The following is a 19,703-nucleotide window of genomic DNA, read 5'->3' as shown; positions in this document are numbered from 1 at the left end:
ATGGAACCGCGCATCTCCATCATCACCGTCGCCACCGACGATCTCGACCGTGCGGTGCGGTTCTATGAGGCGATGGGGCTGACTCGCCACGCCGGCATCACCGACGGCGTTGCCTTCTTCCAGATGGGCGGCGCCATTCTCGGCCTGTTTCCGCGCGCCAGCGCCGAGCAGGATGCGGGGTTAGCTTTCGCCAAGGCGCCGTCCGCCGTCTATCTCGCCTACAACACCCGCTCCGACGCCGAAGTCGACGAGGTTCTGGCGCAGGCTGAGCAAGTGGGCGGCCGCATCGTCAAGCCGGCAGGCCGCGCCTTCTGGGGCGGCTGGTACGGCTACTTCGCCGATGCCGACGGACATGTCTGGGAGGTGGCGCACAATCCGGCCTTTCCGATCGCCGAAGACGGCACGATTTCGTTGCCCGAATGACGCTGAACAAGTGATGGCCTACCGCAAGCAGCTGACGCGGCTCAAGGCACCTTATCTCAAGCGCATCCTGCTCGATCCCGAGCGCGTGGCCGACTGGGAAAAATACCCCTGGAACCTGCCGCTGTTTCGCGGTCACGAATTCGAACTCGAATTCACCACGCCCATCACCATCATTGTCGGTGAGAACGGCACCGGCAAATCCACGCTTCTCGAGGCGATCGGCGCACTGGCCGGCTATGACGAGGCCGGCGGCGGCAAAGGCTACCGCCCGGTCGACCATTCCATCGCCATCGACAAGAGCGGCGCCGCACTGGCGCACACGTTTCGGGGCCACTGGATGCCGAAAGTCACCGCCGGCTGGTTCTTTCGTGCCGAATCTTTCTATTCCGTCGCCCGCTACCTCGACCAGGCAGCGCTGGAAGATCCCTTCAAGCCACCGCCGCCGGACTTCCTGTCCTGGTCGCATGGCGAGGGTTTTATTCGCTTTTTCGAGGAACGCTGCCGCCGGCAAGGCATCTACATCCTCGACGAGCCCGAGAGCGCGCCGTCGCCGTCGCGCCAGATCGAACTGCTGAAGATGCTGCGGCGCATGGACCAGTCGGGCGCCGCGCAAGTGATCATGGCTACGCACTCGCCGCTGTTGATGGCTTGTCCCGGGGCGCGGCTGTTCCGGATCAGCCGGTTCGGGCTCGAGCCCGCGGACTTTCGTGATATCGACCACTTCCGGATGTTGCGCGATTTCAGCAATGACCCGGATGGTTTTCTCGCCGAGGCGTTGTATGAGGACGAGGCATGAACCACGATAGTTACGACAACACCTACATCGGCGGCATCCTCAATTCGGTGAAGACCATCGCCATGGTCGGTGCGTCCGCCAATGACGTCAGGCCAAGCTATTTCGTATTGAAATATCTTTTGGCCAAGGGCTTTTCCGTGGTTCCGATCAATCCTGGCCAGGCCGGCAAGGAAATCCTCGGCCAGATGACCTATGCCAGCCTCGCCGATGTTCCCGGGCCGATCGATATGGTGGACATTTTTCGCGCCGCGACGGCAGTGCCCGGCATTGTCGACGAGGTGTTGCGGCTCGATCCCTTGCCGAAAGTCATCTGGATGCAGCTTGGCGTGCGCCATGACGAGGCGGCCACGCGTGCCGAGGCAGCGGGCATCAAGGTGGTGATGAACCGCTGCCCCAAGATCGAGTATGGCAAATTGTCCGGCGAGATCGGCTGGACCGGTGTCAATTCCGGCGTGCTGTCGTCGAAGAAGCCGCTGATGCGCCAGGGTTTTCAGAGTTTTGGCGTGCGTCAAAAATAGGCAGGACGCAAAGGCGCAAAATTTTTCCGCGAAATGCCGCATTATCCTGCGGTGAGAGCGAAGGATTGTCGCCGAAAGGTATTTTCTTCTTTGCATTCATGCGCGGCCTTCGCCAAGAATGCCCGGCCAATTCGAGAAGGTTCAAAGGGAGGTTTCAGTGACCCGTTCGCCCGGTTTCAACACGCTCGCCGTCCATGCCGGCGCCAAGCCCGACCCGGCCACCGGCGCGCGCGCCACGCCGATCTATCAGACGACCTCCTTTGTCTTTGATGATGCCGATCACGCCGCCTCGTTGTTCGGGCTGAAGGCGTTCGGCAACATCTACACCCGCATCATGAACCCCACCCAGGCGGTGCTCGAAGAGCGCGTCGCGGCCCTCGAAGGCGGCACGGCTGCTCTTGCGGTCGCTTCCGGCCACGCCGCGCAGGTGATCGTGTTCCACAATCTGATGCAGCCGGGCGACAATTTCGTTGCCGCCAACAAGCTCTATGGCGGCTCGATCAACCAGTTCGGCCACGCCTTCAAGAATTATGGCTGGGAGGTGCGCTGGGCTGACACCAACGACATCTCGACCTTCGAGAGCCAGATCGATGACAAGACCAAGGCGATCTTCATCGAGAGCCTGGCCAATCCGGGCGGCACCTTCGTCGACATCGAGAAGATCGCCGACATAGCGCGCAAGCACGGATTGCCGCTGATCGTCGACAACACGCTGGCCTCGCCCTATCTGATCCGGCCGATCGAGCATGGCGCCGATATCGTCGTCCATTCGCTGACCAAATTCATCGGCGGTCACGGCAATTCGATCGGTGGTGCCATCGTTGATGGCGGCACCTTCGACTGGTCGAAATCGGGCAAATACCCGATGCTGTCGGAACCGCGCCCCGAATATGGCGGCTTGGTGCTGCACGAAACCTTCGGTAATTTCGCCTTCGCCATTGCCGCGCGCGTGCTCGGCCTGCGCGATCTCGGCCCGGCGATCTCGCCCTTCAACGCCTTCCTCATCCTGACTGGCCTCGAAACCTTGCCGCTGCGCATGCAGCGTCACTGCGACAACGCCGTGACGGTTGCCGCCTGGCTGTCCAACCATCCCAAGGTCGCCTCGGTGAACTACCCAGGACTGCCCAGCGACAAGAACAACGCATTGCAAAAGAAATACTCGCCGCTAGGTGCGGGCGCCGTGTTCACCTTCGCCCTCAAGGGCGGCTATGACGCCGGCGTCAAGTTTGTCGAGGCGCTGGAACTGTTCTCGCATCTGGCCAATGTCGGTGACACCAAATCGCTGGTCATCCATCCGGCCTCGACCACCCATCGCCAGCTATCCGACGAGCAGAAGGTCAAGGCTGGAGCGGGTCCGGACACGGTGCGGCTGTCGATCGGCATCGAGGATGTCAACGACATCGTCGCCGACCTCGAACAGGCGCTCGCCAAGGTCTGATCCTTTTACCCTCCCCCTTGTGGGGAGGGTCGGCGCGCAGCGCCGGGGTGGGGGTGAGCCGGCAGGAGGCCGGCTCTTTTCATGGAGGCAAAATCCTGTCCACGAATTACCTGACAATATCGACTGACAGCGTCGACCCTGAATCTGGCGCGCCGGCGCCAGATCGCCTGATCTCGGGCGATCCGAAATTCCGCACCTGGAATGTCGAGGAACGGGACGGCGGCCTGTATGCTGGCATTTGGGAATCGACCCCCGGCAAGTGGCGCATCGTCTATGACGAATGGGAGTTCTGCCACATCCTGTCCGGTGTTTCGGTGATCGCGGAGGACGGTGGCGAAGCCCGCACCGTCAGGTCCGGCGACAGTTTCGTGCTGAGACCGGGCTTCAAGGGAAGCTGGGAAGTGCTTGAAACGACTCGCAAGGAGTACGTGATCAAGCTGTAGGCATCCAGTTCCGAACCTGCTTCGATGGTCACAATCGTGCGGCGCTCGCGAAAGTTGACTGCCGTTTGGCAGGCCCGTATAGCACCTCGACAAGCGACAATGACTACCGGTGAAACTTCCTGCCCAAAGCGGCGACACGAAGTAGAGATCGCGAAGAGCTTTCATGTCTCGGGGACGACAGTGAAGTGTTTGGTGATCAATCTTGACCGATCGGTCGATCGGCTCGCTGACGTCATGGCAGAGTTCTCCCGCATTGGCGTTCCTTTCGAACGTGTTGCGGGGATAGATGCGGTCACCGGGGCTCCGTTCATCGCCCCTCCGCTCTCCGAGGCAGAAGTCTGCTGCTTTCTCAGCCACCGTCTGTGCTGGCAAATCATCGCGGATGGCCCCGACCGGTATGGCGCCGTGTTCGAGGACGATGTTGTCTTCAGCCATGACGCCGGACCCATGCTCGCCGATGACAGCTGGATTCCGCGAGACGCGGACGTGGTCAAGCTCGAAACATTCTTTGTCCCGGTGAGGGTTGGCGGCCGGCATGTTCCCGTTAAAAATGGATACTCCGCAACGCTGCTGTTGGGACAGCACATGGGCGCATGCGGCTATATTCTTACGAAAAAGGCCGCACAAAAGCTGCTCAAGGGCACCAGGCGCCTGAAGGCAACGGTCGATTTCGTGCTCTTCAGCCCAACCGAGATGACGACCGCGCGCAACACAACCTATCAGCTGATGCCGGCGCTCTGCGCCCAGGCCCAGTTCGTCGCGGACAACGGCGGCCCTTCGACCTTGATCCAATTCGCTCCGCCGCCCCCCAGAAACAAGCGCATCATCGACAGGATCCAGGCAGAGGCTACTCGCGCCTTCGCGCATCTTCGCAACAGGAACTTTTTCGGCACGGAGAAGGTCGACGCCGTGCCGCTGCGTTTTCCGCTGGCGATACACGTAAACACAGATCCCAGCCCGATCCCGGCATTGGCATAGCTGCCTCTCGGAGGTTTTACGGCGATCTACTTCGCCGGAAACTGGCTGAGGCAGGCCTCCGACGCCTTGTCGTGTGACGTCAACAAATCGGCGTCCTGGGCTCCGAGATCTGCGTCTGAAAGCTCGTTTCGATAATATTGCGCCAGGAGATCGAGCCCTTCCTGGCTGACGCCATAGGTCGGGATTTCGCGGGCAAGACAGCCGCAAAGCGCGAGCGCCCGATCGGGCGAGCCGGTCTTGTGGTTGGTCAGGATGAAATCCTGCGTCGGGCAAGCTCCGAGAAAGCCGTCGAAATTGAGTTTCTGCTGCGGCTGGTCGCCATGACTGAGAGAGGCCGAGGGCCATTGGCTTTTACCACTTGCAACATCGCAACCGGTTGCGACGTCGCTCCCGCTCGTGGCGACGGCTTGCCAGGCTTCGTCCTTGCCGCCGCCGGGATACTCGAAACTCTCTCCCAGGGAGGCAGAATACTGGTCAAGTTCGGCCTGTGAGAACCCGATCGTCTGAAATCGGTTGATCTGGCATTGGCACGCTTCGGCAGTTTTCTCGGCCTCGCCTTCTTCGGGCTGTTCGCTTGATTTGCTCTTTTTGCAGGCCGCCATGAAGACAGTTCCGTCAAGCAAAGTGGCGGGGAAGGTTGAGGCGTCCGCATAGCGATCTCCCGTCCAGCCAAGCACCCTCTGGTCGAGTTGTAGATCGAAAAAGCCGTTGCGCTTGAAGGTGCCGAGGCTGACCTTGTCTGGAGCCGCCAGTCTGGCGCCCGGGATGTCGCCGAGAACCTCGCGGTAGGTGTCACCTTCCAGCACGAAGAGGAAAAGCCCGCATTTCACGCCATCGCAGTCGGGATTTGCGACATAGGCATAGATTTCCGACAGGCCGTCGAGGTTGAAGTCGACTTCATACGCCCAGAATTTGTCCGCGGGCACAGCCGCTCCCGTCTGACGTTCAAGCAGGCTGCCAGCCATGGTCCGCGCAACAGCATCGCTGTTTTCCTGCGGGATGTTTTCCGGCTGCTGCTGCGCGCGCGCCGCTCCCATGCAGACGCATAGCAACGCCAATGCGAATGCCGTCGCCGGTCTCCAAAACAGTCTCATCGCGCAGCCCCGGGCCCCCGATCGTTCAAAAGCCGACAGCGAGCGTTTCCAGCCCATGGAAGTGGTAAGTGTCGCGGAAGCGCGGGCTTTCGGCAAGATGCAGTTGCGGGTGCCGTTCGAACAAAGTCTTCAGCGACACCTGCAGTTCGAGCCGGGCCAGCGGTGCACCGATGCAGAAATGGATGCCGGCACCAAAAGACACGTTCTTCTGGTCGATACGCTCCGGCCGGAAGGCCTGTGGTTCGGCAAAGGCACGCGGATCATGATTGGCCATGCCGAGCAGCAGCCCGATCGTCTGGCCCGGTTGCACGACGATGCCTGGAGCGATCTCGATCTCCTGATAGGCATAGCGCGAGAACATATGCAGCGGTGCGTCGAAGCGCAGGCATTCCTCGACAGTTGCAGCGGTTGTTTCGGGCGAGGTGAAGAAGCGGCTGGGGTCACCGCCTTGCGCCAGGATCGAGCGCACTGCATTGCCGGTCTGGTGCACGGTCGCTTCGTGGCCGGCGTTGAGCAGCAGGATGGCGGAGGACACCATTTCGTCCTCCGACAGCTTTTGGCCGTCCTCCTGCGCCGAGATCAGCAGCGACAGCAGGTCGTCGCCGGGATTCTTGCGCCGCTCGGTGACGTAACCGCGCAGGAAATCGGCAAATTCGTGTGCCGCGCGATTAGCAGTCTCCTCGGTCTCGCGCGTGCGGCCATGGATGTACATGGCGACCATTTGATGTGACCAGTCGAGCAGTTGCGGTCCCATGTCCAACGGCACGCCAAGCATTTCGGCGATGATGGTGATCGGCAAGGGTGCCGCGAAGGCGGGCAGAAGGTCGACGGGGCCGGTCGGATCAAAACGGTCGATCAGCTCATTGGCGAGCGCCTCGACACGCGGCCGCAGCCGTTCGACCTGGCGCGAGACGAAGGCCCGGTTGACCAGCGTCCTCAGTCGCGTGTGCACCGGCGGCTCGAGCTCCAGCATCGAGTTCGCTTCGACGCCGTCGAATGCCTTGAGATGGCTGCGATCCCTGTCGATGCCACGGCTGTCGGGAATGCCGGTTGGATTCTGGCGGCCGAAGCGGCGGTCGCGTAGCAGCCGGTTGACATCGTCGAAGCCGCCAAAGCACCAGTGGCCGAATTCCTCCCAGAGGAAGGCATTCGATACGCCGTGCAGCAAGGCATAGGCCTCGTACGGGTTCAGGAAAAAGGCAGGCTCGTGCGGATCGAGCCGCAACTGGCGGGTGACTGGATCAAGGGCGAGGTAAGGGAGCGTCAATTTGGTCATGCCAGACCCATAGCGCGGCTTGCCAGCCTCATTCCAGACCGTATGTTGGCGCGCGATAACCGATGAGTTGAGCCAGCCAGTGCGGCTGCGGAAGGTCTGAACGGATGAATGTGATTGTCGTCGGCGCGGGGATTGCCGGTCTCTCCACGGCGTGGTCGCTGGTCAAGGCGGGCCACAGCGTCTCGATCGTCGAGCAAGGGCCGATCCCCAATCCGCTGGCCGCGTCGGGCGACCATCACCGCATCATCCGCCGCGCCTACCGCGCGGGAACCGGCTATGGTCGGCTGATCACCGAGGCCTATCAGGCCTGGGACGAGATGTGGGCCGATCTCGGCGAGAACCATCTCGATGCGCGTGGATTTGTCTGCATTTCGCGCGAGCCGGGCGACGAGGCCGAGGAATACCGCGAGGGCCTGGAGGAAGGGAATTTTCCCTTCGAATTGCTTGAGCCGGATGCCGCGGTCAAGCGTTGGCCTTTCCTCGAACCGGGTTCGTTTCGCTATGCTTATTTTTCGCCCGAAGGCGGCGCCCTGCATTGCCGCAAGATCGCGGCGGGATTGGCAAAATGGCTGCGCGCTAACGGTGCCAATGTCTATGAACACAGCAAGGTGACGAAGATCGATGCCGAGGCAGGCCATGTCGTGCTGGAAAGCGGCGAGACGATGCAGGCTGACCGCATTGTCGTCGCCGCCGGCGCCTGGGTGCTAAAGCTGTTTCCGGAACTGGGCGGCGAACTGAAGACGTATCGAACCGCGCTCGCTTATGTCGAACCGCCTGCAGACCTCAAGGCGGCCTGGGAAGCTGCGCCGGTCGTCCTCGATATCGGCGGTGCTGTCGACGGCTACGTGATCCCGCCCTCCGGCGGCGCCGGCATGAAATTCGGGTCAGGTCTGCACAGGGTACCGACCAGCGACGCCGACTGGAACCGCGACCCGGTGGCGGGCGAGGGCGAGGCGATCCGCAACCTGTTTTCGCCGCCGATCGCCCGCATCGGGGAATACCAGGTGACTGAAGTGGTCACCTGCGCTTACACCTTCACGGACGACGAGAAATTTTTCACCGATGAGCGCGGAAAATGCCTCATTGTCTCGGCCTGCTCCGGTCATGGCTACAAGTTCGGCGCGGCGGTCGGCAGGCGCGTTGCGGCTGCTGTCGGCGACGGGGATGTCGCCGGCCTGAAGCAATGGTTGCGGGCGGAGGTGGCCTGAGGACTCGCCCGAACCTTGAATTAATCCTGGCAATGCCTCGGAATATGCACGCGCCGCCAGCCTGACGACCCTTCACGCACCACCACGCGGCGCGCCATGGTCTGATAGGATGCGGGAACATCGATGATGCGCCTTCGCTCCGGCTGCACCAGCACTTCCTCGGCGATGCGGTCGTACTGTGCCGGAATGACCACCCGCCGCGTGCGTTCGGGCTGGATCACCACGGTCTCGGCGACGCGTTCGTAGCGCGCCTTGTGCCAGGTCTTGCACAGCACCCTGCGGCCATGAATGACGCGCCATTCCCAGGAATAGCCGCCATCGTCGACCTGGACCGTATGATAGACGGCGCGGGTGACTGCGGGCACGACCTCGTAGGTCACCTGCGCCGGAACGGTCATCACCACACGTTCGCGCGTACCGTAGATGGGTGGGATATAGTCGACCTGCTGGCCGGGCGGGCTTACCATCACGTCTTCATAGACCGTGTCATAGACATCAGGTGTTCGCACCGGCTCATAGCATTCGACGGCACGGCCGCCGGCTGCCGTTTGCGAAATCGTGCCGAGCATGGTCAGCCCGGCAATGGCGAAGGATGCGCTTCTCCTGAACATGACACTCCCCCTGTTTGAACTGTAGGCACGAGTTCAACGTTGAATTGTAGGGTAAGCTGTCCGGGAGAAAAGCGGTTTCGGCGCATTTCGTTAAGTGACGAGGTTAAGAAACTGCTACGTTGCGTATCGATACCGGCCGCTCCAGGCTGGCGCAGGCGTCAGGCAATGCGAATCCTTGCCCGGAAACCTTGATTCGACTTACCCAGATGGCTAGGACGGGTCGGCCTTGCACAAGGATGAGCCGGCATCCTATCTACGGAATAACGATCCAGAACCGATTCTGACCGATTTGCCGGCATTTCCGGCGCCGGGATCCCACCGCGAGATAAGAGATAACTGATGAAGAACCCCGTCGAAACCTACATGAACCTCGTTCCGATGGTGGTCGAACAGACCAATCGCGGCGAGCGGGCCTACGACATCTTCTCCCGCCTCCTCAAGGAGCGCATCATTTTCATCACCGGTCCGGTCGAGGACGGCATGGCGACGCTGGTCTGCGCGCAGCTGCTTTTCCTTGAGGCCGAGAACCCGAAGAAAGAAATCAACCTCTACATCAACTCGCCGGGTGGCGTCGTCACCTCCGGCATGGCGATCTACGACACCATGCAGTTCATCAAGCCGGCGGTGTCGACGCTTTGCATCGGCCAGGCTGCCTCGATGGGCTCGCTGCTTTTGACCGCCGGCCACAAGGACATGCGCTTCGCCACCCCGAACGCCCGCATCATGGTTCACCAGCCGTCCGGCGGCTTCCAGGGCCAGGCCTCCGATATCGAGCGCCACGCCATGGATATCGTCAAGCTGAAGCGCCGCCTCAATGAGGTCTATGTCAAGCACACCGGCAAGACCTACGAGGAGATTGAACGCACGCTCGACCGCGACCATTTCATGACCGCCGACGAAGCCAAGGATTTCGGCCTCATCGACAAGGTCATTTCGTCGCGCGAGCCCCCCGAAGGAGCGGTGGCATAAAGGCTTCTTGGCAGTTGGATCGCCGCATCACGCGCTTTTGGCGCGTCTTGCGGCATTTCGGCCACAATTGGCTGTTCCCTCGACGGTTAGGATTGCCTACGTTAAGGCTATGTTGATTTTCGACGGCTTAGCTTTGTGTAGGGTAGCTGCGAATCATTGCCACGTTTTCTGATTTGTGTTTCGTACGGAATACGTTGCGGGAGCCGGGACACTGGCGGCGGCGGATTCCCGCGATAGATAGAATATGCGCCCTTTCAGCCAGACCATCGGCGGGCGGCCATGAAAGGACATGAAAATGAGCAAGGTCGGCAACAACAGCGGTGATTCCAAGAACACGCTTTATTGCTCGTTTTGCGGCAAGAGCCAGCACGAGGTGCGCAAGCTGATTGCTGGCCCGACGGTCTTCATCTGCGATGAATGCGTCGAGCTGTGCATGGACATCATCCGCGAGGAGAACAAGACCTCGATGGTGAAGTCGCGCGAAGGCGTGCCGACACCGCAGGAGATCCTCAAGGTTCTCGACGACTATGTCATCGGTCAGCCTTACGCCAAGCGCGTGCTGTCGGTGGCGGTCCACAACCATTACAAGCGGCTCGCGCATGCCGGCAAGAACAACGATGTCGAGCTGGCCAAGTCCAACATCCTGCTGATCGGCCCGACCGGTTGCGGCAAGACGCTGCTCGCGCAGACGCTGGCCCGCATCATCGACGTGCCCTTCACCATGGCTGATGCCACGACGCTGACCGAAGCCGGTTATGTCGGCGAGGACGTCGAGAACATCATCCTGAAGCTGTTGCAGTCGGCCGACTACAATGTCGAGCGCGCCCAGCGCGGCATTGTCTATATCGACGAGATCGACAAGATTTCGCGCAAGTCCGACAACCCCTCGATCACCCGCGACGTGTCGGGCGAGGGCGTGCAGCAGGCGCTGTTGAAGATCATGGAAGGCACGGTCGCCTCCGTGCCGCCACAGGGCGGCAGGAAGCATCCGCAGCAGGAGTTCCTGCAGGTCGACACCGCCAACATCCTGTTCATCTGCGGCGGTGCCTTCGCCGGCCTGGACAAGATCATCTCGGATCGCGGCAGGAAAACCTCGATCGGCTTCGGTGCTATCGTCGCTTCGCCGGAGGATCGCCGCACTGGTGATGTTTTCCGCCTGGTCGAGCCCGAGGATCTGCTGAAATTCGGCCTCATTCCGGAGTTTGTCGGCCGTCTGCCGGTTCTGGCGACGCTGGAGGACCTTGACGAGCCGGCGCTGATCCAGATCCTGACCGAACCGAAGAACGCGCTGGTCAAGCAGTATCAGCGGCTGTTCGAGATGGAAAATGTCGACCTGACCTTCCACGAGAATGCGCTCTCGGCGATCGCCAAGCGCGCCATCGAGCGCAAGACCGGCGCCCGTGGCCTGCGCTCGATCATGGAAGCGATCCTGCTCGACACCATGTTCGAACTGCCCGCCCTCGAAGGTGTGCGCGAAGTGGTGATTTCCGAGGAAGTGGTGACCGGCAGCGCCCGGCCGCTCTACATCTACTCCGAACAGAAGGAAAAGAAGGGCAATGTCAGCGCCTGACATGGGCCCGCAGCGAAATTCTGAAACGGCGCCGCAAGGCGCCGTTTTGCTGTCACGCGGGGTTTTGCGGCCAGGCTCGGGTTTGCCGTCGCAAATGTGTCACTCGCGGGCAAGTTGGAGGGGCGGATTTGTGCTCGCCTCTTGATCTTTGGGGATCGTGCATCCAACTAATTGGAGAAGGCCGAGGTGCCCGATTTCTGTGCTGTAAAACTCCCGTCACAAACGGTGGTAGGCGGAACGATCCCCGGTCGTTAATATAAGATTCGCGGTTGGCTGAATGGCGGCCGCGACATGAAAGGTTGGACAATGGCCAAAATATCCAAGGCTCCCAGCGACGGCGTCTTCGCAGTCCTCCCGCTGCGTGACATCGTGGTGTTCCCGCACATGATCGTTCCGCTCTTTGTCGGGCGCGAAAAGTCGATCAAGGCGCTGGAAGAGGTGATGGGTCAGGAAAAGCAGATCCTGCTCGCCACCCAGATGAATGCCGCCGATGACGATCCCGAGCCCGATGCGATCTTCGACATAGGCACGCTCGCCAATGTGCTGCAATTGCTGAAGCTGCCCGACGGCACCGTCAAGGTTCTGGTCGAGGGCGCCTCGCGTGCGAAAATCGTTTCCTTCACCGATCGTCCCGACTTCCACGAAGCCCGCGCCACGGCGCTGGTCGAGCCGGAAGAGGAAGAGGTCGAGGTTGAGGCGCTGGCCCGCTCGGTCGTCACCGACTTCGAGAACTACGTCAAGCTGAACAAGAAGATCTCGCCTGAAGTGGTTGGCGCTGCCAGCCAGATCGACGACTATTCCAAGCTCGCCGACACGGTTGCCTCGCACCTCGCCATCAAGATACCTGAAAAGCAGGAAATGCTGGCCACGCTCTCGGTCAAGGAGCGGCTGGAAAAGGCGATGGGCTTCATGGAAGCTGAAATCTCCGTCCTGCAGGTGGAGAAGCGCATCCGCTCGCGCGTCAAGCGCCAGATGGAGAAGACGCAGCGCGAATACTACCTCAACGAGCAGATGAAGGCGATCCAGAAGGAGCTCGGCGAAGGCGAGGACGGCCGCGACGAGGCCGCCGAGATCGAGGCACGCATCAAGAAGACCAAGCTCTCCAAGGAGGCCCGCGAAAAGGCGGACGCCGAACTGAAGAAGCTGCGGACGATGTCGCCGATGTCGGCTGAATCCACCGTCGTGCGCAACTATCTCGATTGGCTGCTGTCGATCCCGTGGGGCAAGAACTCCAAGGTCAAGCAGGACCTGGCTTACGCGCAGAACGTGCTCGACACCGACCATTTCGGACTCGACAAGGTCAAGGACCGTATCGTCGAATACCTGGCCGTGCAGAGCCGTCAGAAGAAGCTGAAGGGGCCGATCCTGTGCCTCGTCGGCCCTCCCGGCGTCGGCAAGACCTCGCTCGGCAAGTCGATCGCCAAGGCGACCGGTCGCGAATTCATCCGCATGGCGCTGGGCGGTGTGCGTGACGAGGCTGAGATCCGTGGCCATCGGCGCACCTATATCGGCTCGATGCCCGGCAAGGTCATCCAGTCGATGAAGAAGGCGAAGAAGTCCAACCCGCTCTTCCTGCTCGACGAGATCGACAAGATGGGCCAGGACTTCCGTGGTGATCCGTCGTCGGCGCTGCTCGAGGTGCTCGATCCCGAACAGAACTCGACGTTCATGGACCATTACCTCGAGGTCGAATACGACCTGTCGAGCGTGATGTTCGTGACGACGGCGAACACGCTGAACATCCCTGCGCCCTTGATGGACCGCATGGAGATCATCCGTATCGCCGGCTACACCGAGGACGAGAAGATCGAGATCGCCAAGCGGCACCTGATGCCGAAGGTGATCCGCGATCACGCACTGCAGCCGAAGGAATTCTCCGTCGGCGAGGATGCGATCCGCGCCATCATCCAGACTTACACCCGTGAAGCGGGCGTCAGGAGCCTGGAGCGCGAGCTGATGAAGCTCGGGCGCAAGGCGGTGACCGAGATCCTGAAGACGAAGAAGAAGACGGTGAGCATCACGGCGGCAAACCTTGCCGACTACCTCGGTGTTCAGCGCTTCCGCTTCGGTCAGGTCGAGGCTGACGATCAGGTCGGTGTCGTTACCGGGCTTGCCTGGACGGAAGTCGGCGGCGAGCTGCTGACGGTCGAAGGCGTCATGATGCCCGGCAAGGGCCGTATGACGGTGACAGGCAATCTGCGCGACGTGATGAAGGAATCGATTTCGGCAGCGGCCTCCTATGTCCGCAGCAGAGCCATCGATTTCGGCATCGAGCCGCCGCTGTTCGACAAGCGCGACATCCACGTCCACTTGCCGGAAGGCGCTACGCCAAAAGACGGCCCGTCCGCGGGTGCCGCCATGGCGACCGCCATTGTGTCGGTAATGACCGGTATTCCGGTCCGGGCCGATGTGGCGATGACTGGCGAGATCACGCTTCGCGGCCGCATCTTGCCGATAGGTGGCCTCAAGGAGAAGTTGCTTGCCGCACTGCGCGGCGGCATCAAGAAGGTGCTGATCCCGGAAGACAACGCCAAGGATCTGGCGGAGATTCCGGACAACGTGAAGAACGGCATGGAGATCATTCCGGTCTCACGCGTCGGTGAGGTGTTGCGCCATGCACTGGTGCGTATGCCGGAGCCGATCGAATGGGTCGAACCGGTCAATCCGCCGGCCTCGACCGACAGTGCCGACGACGCTGGAAAGTCGCTTGCGCATTAGAGCGCCGCGCGTCCACTTGGACGCGCAAAGGACGCTCTAACACTTAGGACTTGCGCATGGTCCTTTCCGAAAACCGACGTCGGTTTTCGGGGCCATGCGTTAACATTTGCTAAAGTTGCAGCGCACAAACAGAAAGCCGGGCCTCGCGCCCGGCTTTTTCATGTGAAGAATCCACCATTTCCGGGCTTTTTCCGCTTTTTTCCTGCCTTTTCGACTTGGTTGCGGGAACGCTTCTTTCTAAAGTCCGTTTCCTGCCGGATGAGTCGTTAGTTCCGGTGTTCTCATGGAAGGGAATTTTTATGAACAAGAACGAACTGGTGTCCGCTGTCGCCGACGCCGCGAGCATTTCGAAGGGTGACGCGCAGTCGGCGGTCGATGCGGTATTTTCCGTGATCACCGGCGAACTGAAGAAGGGCGGCGATGTCCGGCTTGTCGGCTTTGGCAATTTCACCGTGTCAAAGCGTGCGGCCTCGACCGGCCGCAATCCCCAGACCGGCGCCGAAGTGAAGATTCCGGCACGCACTGTGCCGAAGTTCTCGGCCGGCAAGGGCCTCAAGGACGCAGTCAACTAAGCGCCTTTTTATTTTCAGAGACAGAAAAGCCGGGCTTGCCCGGCTTTTCATTTTTTACGCCTTTCGTGGACGCGAGCGATCGCCGGCTTAAGCGGTTGGCGCGTCGTGATGGAGCAGGCCTTCCTTCTTGAGGTCGGCCCAGAGTGCAACTGGCAGTTTCGCATCGAGCAGCGCGCGGTTGCTCTCGACTTCCGCGGGCCGCTGGCCGCCAGGGATCACCGACACGACCGACGGATGCAGCAGCGGAAATTGTAACGCCGCCTCGATCAGGCGCACGCTGTGGCGCTTGCAGACCGCCTCGATGCGCGCCACGCGGTCGAGCACGTCCTGCGGCGCTTCGGAGTAATTGTAATAGGCGCCGGGCTTCGGTCCCGTTGCCAGGATGCCGGAATTGTAGGGGCCGCCCAGCACAATGCTGATGCCACGTTTCTGGCAGAGCGGCAGGAAGGACGTCAGCGCTTCCTGTTCCAGCAGCGTGTAGCGCCCGGCAAGCAGGAAAAGGTCGAAATCGCCGCGCTCGGCCAGCGTCTGGGCAACCTGCCATTCATTGATGCCGCCGCCGAACGCCTTGATGACGCCCTGATCGCGCAGCGACAGCAGCCCGTAATAGCCCGAGCGCATGAACTCCTCGATGCGCCGGTCGGACGCCTCCTTGCTGCCATGGGTGAAGATGTCGACATCGTGCACGAACAGGATGTCGATCCGATCGACGCCAAGGCGCTCTAGTGAGGCTTCGAAGGAGCGCATGACGCCATCGTAGCTGTAGTCGTACACCTCGCGCCGCGTTGGCGTGTCGAAGAACTTGCCGATCCCGGTGCGCTCCTCCGGCGGGCAGGCACGCATGAGGCGACCGACCTTGCTCGAAAGCACATAGTCGTCACGCTTCTTGCCGCGCAGGAACGGGTTGAGCCGTGTTTCCGACAAGCCAAGCCCGTAGAGCGGCGCGGTGTCGTAGTAGCGGCAGCCGGTCGCCCAGGCGGCCTCCAAGGTAGCATTGGCATCCTCGTCCGACACGGCACGGTAGAGATTGCCGAGTGGCGCCGTGCCGAAGCCGAGTTCCGTGAATGTGATGCCGCCATTGCCGATGCGGTCGAAATGCCGTGTCTTCATGTCCTGCAATTTTCCAAGGGTTGATGTGTATGGGCTGATTTGTCAGACATGACACTATCATGCCTGTGATCAGGCAAAAGCGCCGCGCAGCGTTGGACACGCATTTTCGCGGTTGCTAGCATGAACGAAATCAAGCTGTTCTTGGAAAAATCCAGGACGAATTTCGAGGGCTGGTTGCCGTGAGCGAGAAGAACGAAAACCTGTTCAAGATCGCGCTCGACGAGCTCGGCGGCGTGCTGGGGCGCGTGGATGAAGGGGGCATCGACGCTGCCTGCAAGATGCTGGCCGATGCCGGGCAGATTGTTGTCTATGGCTGCGGCCGTGAAGCCCTGCAGGTCAAGGGCTTTGCCATGCGGCTCTATCATCTGGGCCTCCCGGTCTCCGTAGTCGGCGACATGAACACGCCACCTCTGGGGCCGCACGATGTCTTCCTGGCCAGCTCCGGACCAGGAGAAGCCTCGACCGTGCTCACCCTGATGCAGGTCGCACACGACGCCGGCGCCGCCAACCTGCTGCTGACCGCTCAACCCGAAAGCAGCGCTGCGAAGCGCGCGGATTTCACGCTGCTCATCCCGGCCCAGACCATGGCCAATGACCAGGGGTCGCAGAAAACGTCGGTGCTGCCGATGGGCTCGGTGTTCGAAGGGGCGCTGTTCCTGCTGTTCGAGGTGATGGTGCTGAAACTCAAATCCCTGACCGGTGCATCGCCTGAAGCCATGCGCGCCCGCCACACCAACATGGAATAGATCATGCGCTATGAACTGATGCTGCCGCACCAGATCCGCAAGGCGATCGCGCAGAATTGGCCGGTCGCCCTGCCGCTCGGCGTGCTCGAATACCATGGCGAGCACATGGCCGTCGGCATGGACACGCTGGCCGTCATCAAGACGCTGGAGCTGTTCGAAAAGGAGAGGGACGTCGTCATCCTGCCGCCCTTCTACTATGGCGCGGCGAGCTACGCGGTGGCTGCGCCGGAAGGCACGGGTTCGGTGCAGGTCGGCGGCAATCAACTGGCACCGTTTGGCGAGGAGCTGTTCTACAGCCTGCTGCGCATCGGCTTTCGCAACATCCATGCCATCATCCACCACCAGACCGAGAACTTTGCCGCCGGCATGCCGACCGATCTCGCCTTCAAGACCGCCGGTCGCCAGGCGATCTTCCGCTTCCTCGAGAAGCAGCGCGGCGAGGGCTGGTGGGGCTCGAAGGACATGGCGGACTACTATGCCGGACACGCCGAAGGGGAGAATTTCTTTAATTGGGTGCAGGTGCATCCGCTGATGCCTGCCACCATGAACGGCCACTACCCGTTCGACCATGCCGGGATCGGCGAGACCTCGCTGATGTTGGGGCTATGCCCGGAGGCTGTCGACGCCGCTCGCTTCGGAGATAACACCGGCTGGTATACGGCTGACGCCAAGGATGCATCTGCGGAACTTGGGCAGAAGGGCGTAGCCATGATCATGGATCACCTGCGGGCGACCCTGAAAGCCTAAGCCCGGTTTTTCAGCCGCTCCGCCCGGTAGTCGGCGATGGATTTGTCGGGATCGCTTTTGGTTGCCACGGCCCAGATGAACGTGCCGGCGCCGGCTATTGCCAGGATGACATAGAGGGCTACGCTGACAGCAAGGTGGTTGGCGTAAAAACCTACCAGGGCCATGAGCAGGCCGCCGCAGAGCATCGCCAGCACAAAACCGGCAATGACCGCGCGGCCCTGCCAGGCGATCGGCATCACGCCCTTGCCGTAGCGGTCACGGCCGACATGGCCAACACGGATATTGCGTGCGAACCAATATGGGCCGGCCATGATTACTTCACGGCTCCCGCGGTCATGCCCATGATGAGATAGCGTTCCAGCGCGATGCCGATGACCGCCAGTGGCGCAATCGCGGCCGTGGCGAGCGCTGCCATCGACCACCAGTTGATGCCTTGTGAGCCGGTCTGGCTCGCCACCATGACGGGAATGGTCTTGGCATCGGTCGAGGTCAAAAGCGCGGCGAAAAAATACTCGTTCCAGCACAGCACCATCGCCAGGATGAAGGCCGCGACCATGCCCGGCAGCGCGATCGGCATGACGATGCGGAAAAACGCGCCCCAGATCGACAGGCCGTCGACGAGGGCTGCTTCCTCCAGTTCGACGGGGATCGAGTTGAACTGGTCGCGCATGATCCAGATGACGATCGGCAGCACCATCAGCGTGTAGAGCAGGATCAGCCCGATGCGCGTGTCGAGCAGGCCGACTTCCCGGTAAAGCACCAGGAAGGGCAAGGCCAGCACCACCGGCGGCAGGATCAGCTGCGACAGGAAGAAGAAGGAGATGTCTTCGTTCTTGAACCAGGCGAAGTGATAGCGGTAGCGCGTGAGGCCGTAGGCCGCCAGGCTGCCGATGACGATGGCAAGGCTCGACGCCCCGACCGAGGTGATCACCGAATTCATGAAGCGCTTGAAGAACTCGTCACGCACCGTGGAGGTCTGGAAGATCGAGTCCGGCGAGAGGCCGAGCGATCGCCAGCCCTTCCAGTCCGGCTGGAAGTCGATGAAGGGGATGAGATGGCCCTGCGTGACGTCGACCGCGGACTTGAACGAGGTCGTTATCGTCCAGTAGATCGGGAACAGGCAGATAAAGGCCCAGAAGACAAGCGCGCCATAGATGAAGACACGGCTGGTGATGAAGCTCGCCGGAGAGCGGATTTCGGAAACGGTGTATTCGGTGGTTTGAACGCTCATGATCCCGGCCGCTCTAACTCTTTATTTTGACGCAATTCCGGGCGGAAAACCGTTTCACACTTTTCCTGGAATTGCTCAGTTGACGTTGCGCACGAAGCGGTTGGCGAATTTCAAGAGCCAGGTCACGAACACGACGATGATGACGAGATAGGCCATCGCCAGCATGGTGCCGTAGCCGACATTCGAGCGGTCGCGGTATTCGCGGTAGATGAAACTGGAGACGGAATCGGTGGCGCCACCGGGCCCGCCCGAGGTCACGGTGATGATGATGTCGGCAAGCTTCAGCTTGAAGATGATGCGCAGGATCACCGCCGTCACCGACACCGGCAGCATCAGCGGAAAGGTGACCTGCCAGAAGGTCTGCCAGGCATTGGCGCCGTCAACCCGTGCGGCCTCCAGCACCTCGCGCGACATCGCCTGCAGGCCGGCCAGAAGCATGATCATCATGAATGGGATGAAGGTCCAGGCATCCAGTATCATGACTGAGATGCGCGCGGTGATCGGATCCGAGAAGAAGGCGGGATTTTCCCAGCCGAGATGGCGCGCCAGCGTCGCGGCTGGGCCGAACCGGTACTCCATCAGCGATTTGCCGATCATCCACGACACGGCGACCGGCGACAGCATCAGCGGCATCAGGAACACGACGCGGAAGAATTTTCGTGCTCGGATCTGCGCATTGAGCAACAGCGCCAGGCCAAAGGCGATGACATATTCGACCAGCACCGCCAGCACATAGAGCACCATGTTGAACAGCGCGTTGCGATAGTAGGGATCGCCCAGCATCTGCCAGAAATTGTCGAGCCCGTTGAATTTGCGGCCCGAAAACGAACTCAGGTTCCAGTCGGTCAGCGCGATGTAGAAGCCGAACAGCGTCGGGAAGATCACCATGGCGATGGTGAACAGCAGCGCCGGCAGCAGGAACAGCGCACGCTGGCCGTCCTCGCCGCGCGTCAGCACCTGGCCGATGCCGAGCGCCACGCCCCACAGCACATAGGCATAGACGACCGGACGCCAGGTCTCGAAGCCGATCGTGTCGGTCTCGGTCTTGTACAGGATCTCGAGCACGATCGTCGTCAGCAGGCCGAGCGTTGCGACGGCCATCAGCGCCCAGCCAAGCCGTTTACGGGCTGGAGAGATCAGATCGTAGGGGGCGGCATCTGCCGGCCACTGGTTTGCGGTCGAAGTCTGGTCAGCCACAAATCTCGCCCGTTTGGAAGGCCCCTCTTGGAGCCGGAGCCGGAGGCTGTGGTCCGGC

20 protein-coding genes are annotated in these 19,703 nt (G+C 61.2%); 13 read left to right on the top strand and 7 right to left on the bottom strand.

Annotated elements, in window-relative coordinates; genetic code table 11:
• The 6 genes from A3A9_RS0101750 to A3A9_RS38055 all read left to right on the top strand — a co-directional run bounded on the left by A3A9_RS0101750 (position 1) and on the right by A3A9_RS38055 (position 4,596).
• On the top strand, positions 1 to 423 hold the full coding sequence (locus A3A9_RS0101750; RefSeq protein WP_027057251.1) for a VOC family protein: 423 nt from the start codon (positions 1 to 3) through the stop codon (positions 421 to 423).
• A 13-nt stretch (positions 424 to 436) separates the two neighbouring features.
• A complete protein-coding gene (locus A3A9_RS0101745; RefSeq protein ID WP_027057250.1) occupies positions 437 to 1,219 on the top strand; it encodes an AAA family ATPase in 783 nt (260 codons plus the stop codon).
• Positions 1,216 to 1,737, top strand: coding sequence for a CoA-binding protein (locus A3A9_RS0101740; protein ID WP_027057249.1), 522 nt, complete (start codon positions 1,216 to 1,218; stop codon positions 1,735 to 1,737). Before A3A9_RS0101745 ends, A3A9_RS0101740 begins: the two co-directional genes overlap by 4 nt.
• 157 nt (positions 1,738 to 1,894) lie before the next feature.
• Positions 1,895 to 3,175, top strand: coding sequence for an O-acetylhomoserine aminocarboxypropyltransferase (locus tag A3A9_RS0101735; RefSeq protein WP_027057248.1), 1,281 nt, complete (start codon positions 1,895 to 1,897; stop codon positions 3,173 to 3,175).
• Between the two features lie 95 nt (positions 3,176 to 3,270).
• Positions 3,271 to 3,618 carry a cupin domain-containing protein gene (locus tag A3A9_RS0101730; protein WP_430515872.1) on the top strand — a complete coding sequence of 116 codons (348 nt, stop codon included), beginning with the start codon at positions 3,271 to 3,273 and terminating at the stop codon, positions 3,616 to 3,618.
• Positions 3,619 to 3,810: 192 nt separating this feature from the next.
• Complete coding sequence (locus tag A3A9_RS38055) at positions 3,811 to 4,596, top strand: glycosyltransferase family 25 protein (RefSeq protein ID WP_161634468.1); 786 nt, start codon at positions 3,811 to 3,813, stop codon at positions 4,594 to 4,596.
• 26 nt (positions 4,597 to 4,622) lie between these two features.
• Here the strand turns inward: A3A9_RS38055 and A3A9_RS0101720 are convergent, their stop codons facing one another.
• Both A3A9_RS0101720 and A3A9_RS0101715 read right to left on the bottom strand, forming a co-directional pair.
• Positions 4,623 to 5,690, bottom strand: coding sequence for a hypothetical protein (locus A3A9_RS0101720; protein ID WP_027057246.1), 1,068 nt, complete (start codon positions 5,688 to 5,690; stop codon positions 4,623 to 4,625).
• A gap of 25 nt (positions 5,691 to 5,715) precedes the next feature.
• The gene (locus A3A9_RS0101715) at positions 5,716 to 6,966 is read right to left on the bottom strand and encodes a cytochrome P450 (RefSeq protein WP_027057245.1); all 1,251 of its coding nucleotides are present in this window, start codon (positions 6,964 to 6,966) and stop codon (positions 5,716 to 5,718) included.
• Positions 6,967 to 7,070: 104 nt separating this feature from the next.
• Between A3A9_RS0101715 and A3A9_RS0101710 the strand changes: the two genes are divergently transcribed.
• Positions 7,071 to 8,174: an NAD(P)/FAD-dependent oxidoreductase gene (locus A3A9_RS0101710; RefSeq protein ID WP_027057244.1), complete on the top strand. Its 1,104-nt coding sequence runs from the start codon at positions 7,071 to 7,073 to the stop codon at positions 8,172 to 8,174.
• Positions 8,175 to 8,194: 20 nt separating this feature from the next.
• On the opposite strand, the gene A3A9_RS0101705 is transcribed toward A3A9_RS0101710, so the two are convergent.
• Positions 8,195 to 8,785 (bottom strand): hypothetical protein, encoded by a 591-nt coding sequence (locus tag A3A9_RS0101705; RefSeq protein ID WP_027057243.1) that lies wholly within the window; start codon positions 8,783 to 8,785, stop codon positions 8,195 to 8,197.
• 339 nt (positions 8,786 to 9,124) lie between these two features.
• Between A3A9_RS0101705 and A3A9_RS0101700 the strand changes: the two genes are divergently transcribed.
• From A3A9_RS0101700 to A3A9_RS0101685, 4 genes are all read left to right on the top strand, one after another.
• The gene (locus tag A3A9_RS0101700) at positions 9,125 to 9,754 is read left to right on the top strand and encodes an ATP-dependent Clp protease proteolytic subunit (RefSeq protein ID WP_027028592.1); all 630 of its coding nucleotides are present in this window, start codon (positions 9,125 to 9,127) and stop codon (positions 9,752 to 9,754) included.
• Positions 9,755 to 10,049: 295 nt separating this feature from the next.
• A complete protein-coding gene (gene clpX / locus A3A9_RS0101695; protein WP_023759839.1) occupies positions 10,050 to 11,324 on the top strand; it encodes an ATP-dependent Clp protease ATP-binding subunit ClpX in 1,275 nt (424 codons plus the stop codon).
• Between the two features lie 306 nt (positions 11,325 to 11,630).
• Entirely contained in the window at positions 11,631 to 14,042 is a 2,412-nt protein-coding gene (gene lon / locus A3A9_RS0101690) for an endopeptidase La (RefSeq protein ID WP_027028593.1), read from the top strand.
• 299 nt (positions 14,043 to 14,341) lie between these two features.
• Positions 14,342 to 14,614 carry an HU family DNA-binding protein gene (locus A3A9_RS0101685; RefSeq protein ID WP_006201846.1) on the top strand — a complete coding sequence of 91 codons (273 nt, stop codon included), beginning with the start codon at positions 14,342 to 14,344 and terminating at the stop codon, positions 14,612 to 14,614.
• Positions 14,615 to 14,701: 87 nt separating this feature from the next.
• Here A3A9_RS0101685 and A3A9_RS0101680 read toward each other — a convergent pair whose 3' ends face one another.
• Complete coding sequence (locus A3A9_RS0101680; protein ID WP_027057242.1) at positions 14,702 to 15,724, bottom strand: aldo/keto reductase; 1,023 nt, start codon at positions 15,722 to 15,724, stop codon at positions 14,702 to 14,704.
• Between the two features lie 179 nt (positions 15,725 to 15,903).
• Between A3A9_RS0101680 and A3A9_RS0101675 the strand changes: the two genes are divergently transcribed.
• Together A3A9_RS0101675 and A3A9_RS0101670 are read left to right on the top strand one after the other, a co-directional pair.
• Positions 15,904 to 16,470: an SIS domain-containing protein gene (locus A3A9_RS0101675; protein WP_027057241.1), complete on the top strand. Its 567-nt coding sequence runs from the start codon at positions 15,904 to 15,906 to the stop codon at positions 16,468 to 16,470.
• Positions 16,471 to 16,473: 3 nt separating this feature from the next.
• Positions 16,474 to 17,217 carry a creatininase family protein gene (locus tag A3A9_RS0101670; RefSeq protein ID WP_027057240.1) on the top strand — a complete coding sequence of 248 codons (744 nt, stop codon included), beginning with the start codon at positions 16,474 to 16,476 and terminating at the stop codon, positions 17,215 to 17,217.
• On the opposite strand, the gene A3A9_RS0101665 is transcribed toward A3A9_RS0101670, so the two are convergent.
• The 3 genes from A3A9_RS0101665 to A3A9_RS0101655 form a co-directional block, all read right to left on the bottom strand.
• Complete coding sequence (locus A3A9_RS0101665; protein ID WP_027057239.1) at positions 17,214 to 17,528, bottom strand: hypothetical protein; 315 nt, start codon at positions 17,526 to 17,528, stop codon at positions 17,214 to 17,216. The genes A3A9_RS0101670 and A3A9_RS0101665 overlap by 4 nt on opposite strands.
• Positions 17,529 to 17,530: 2 nt before the next feature.
• The gene (locus A3A9_RS0101660; protein ID WP_027057238.1) at positions 17,531 to 18,448 is read right to left on the bottom strand and encodes a carbohydrate ABC transporter permease; all 918 of its coding nucleotides are present in this window, start codon (positions 18,446 to 18,448) and stop codon (positions 17,531 to 17,533) included.
• Positions 18,449 to 18,523: 75 nt separating this feature from the next.
• Complete coding sequence (locus A3A9_RS0101655) at positions 18,524 to 19,645, bottom strand: carbohydrate ABC transporter permease (protein ID WP_027057237.1); 1,122 nt, start codon at positions 19,643 to 19,645, stop codon at positions 18,524 to 18,526.
• Positions 19,646 to 19,703 lie beyond the last annotated feature (58 nt).

Source organism: Mesorhizobium loti CJ3sym, from assembly GCF_000472785.1.
GTDB lineage: Bacteria > Pseudomonadota > Alphaproteobacteria > Rhizobiales > Rhizobiaceae > Mesorhizobium > Mesorhizobium loti_E.
The sequence above is the reverse complement of the archived record's forward strand: the minus strand, read 5'-3'. Positions and strand labels throughout refer to the sequence as shown.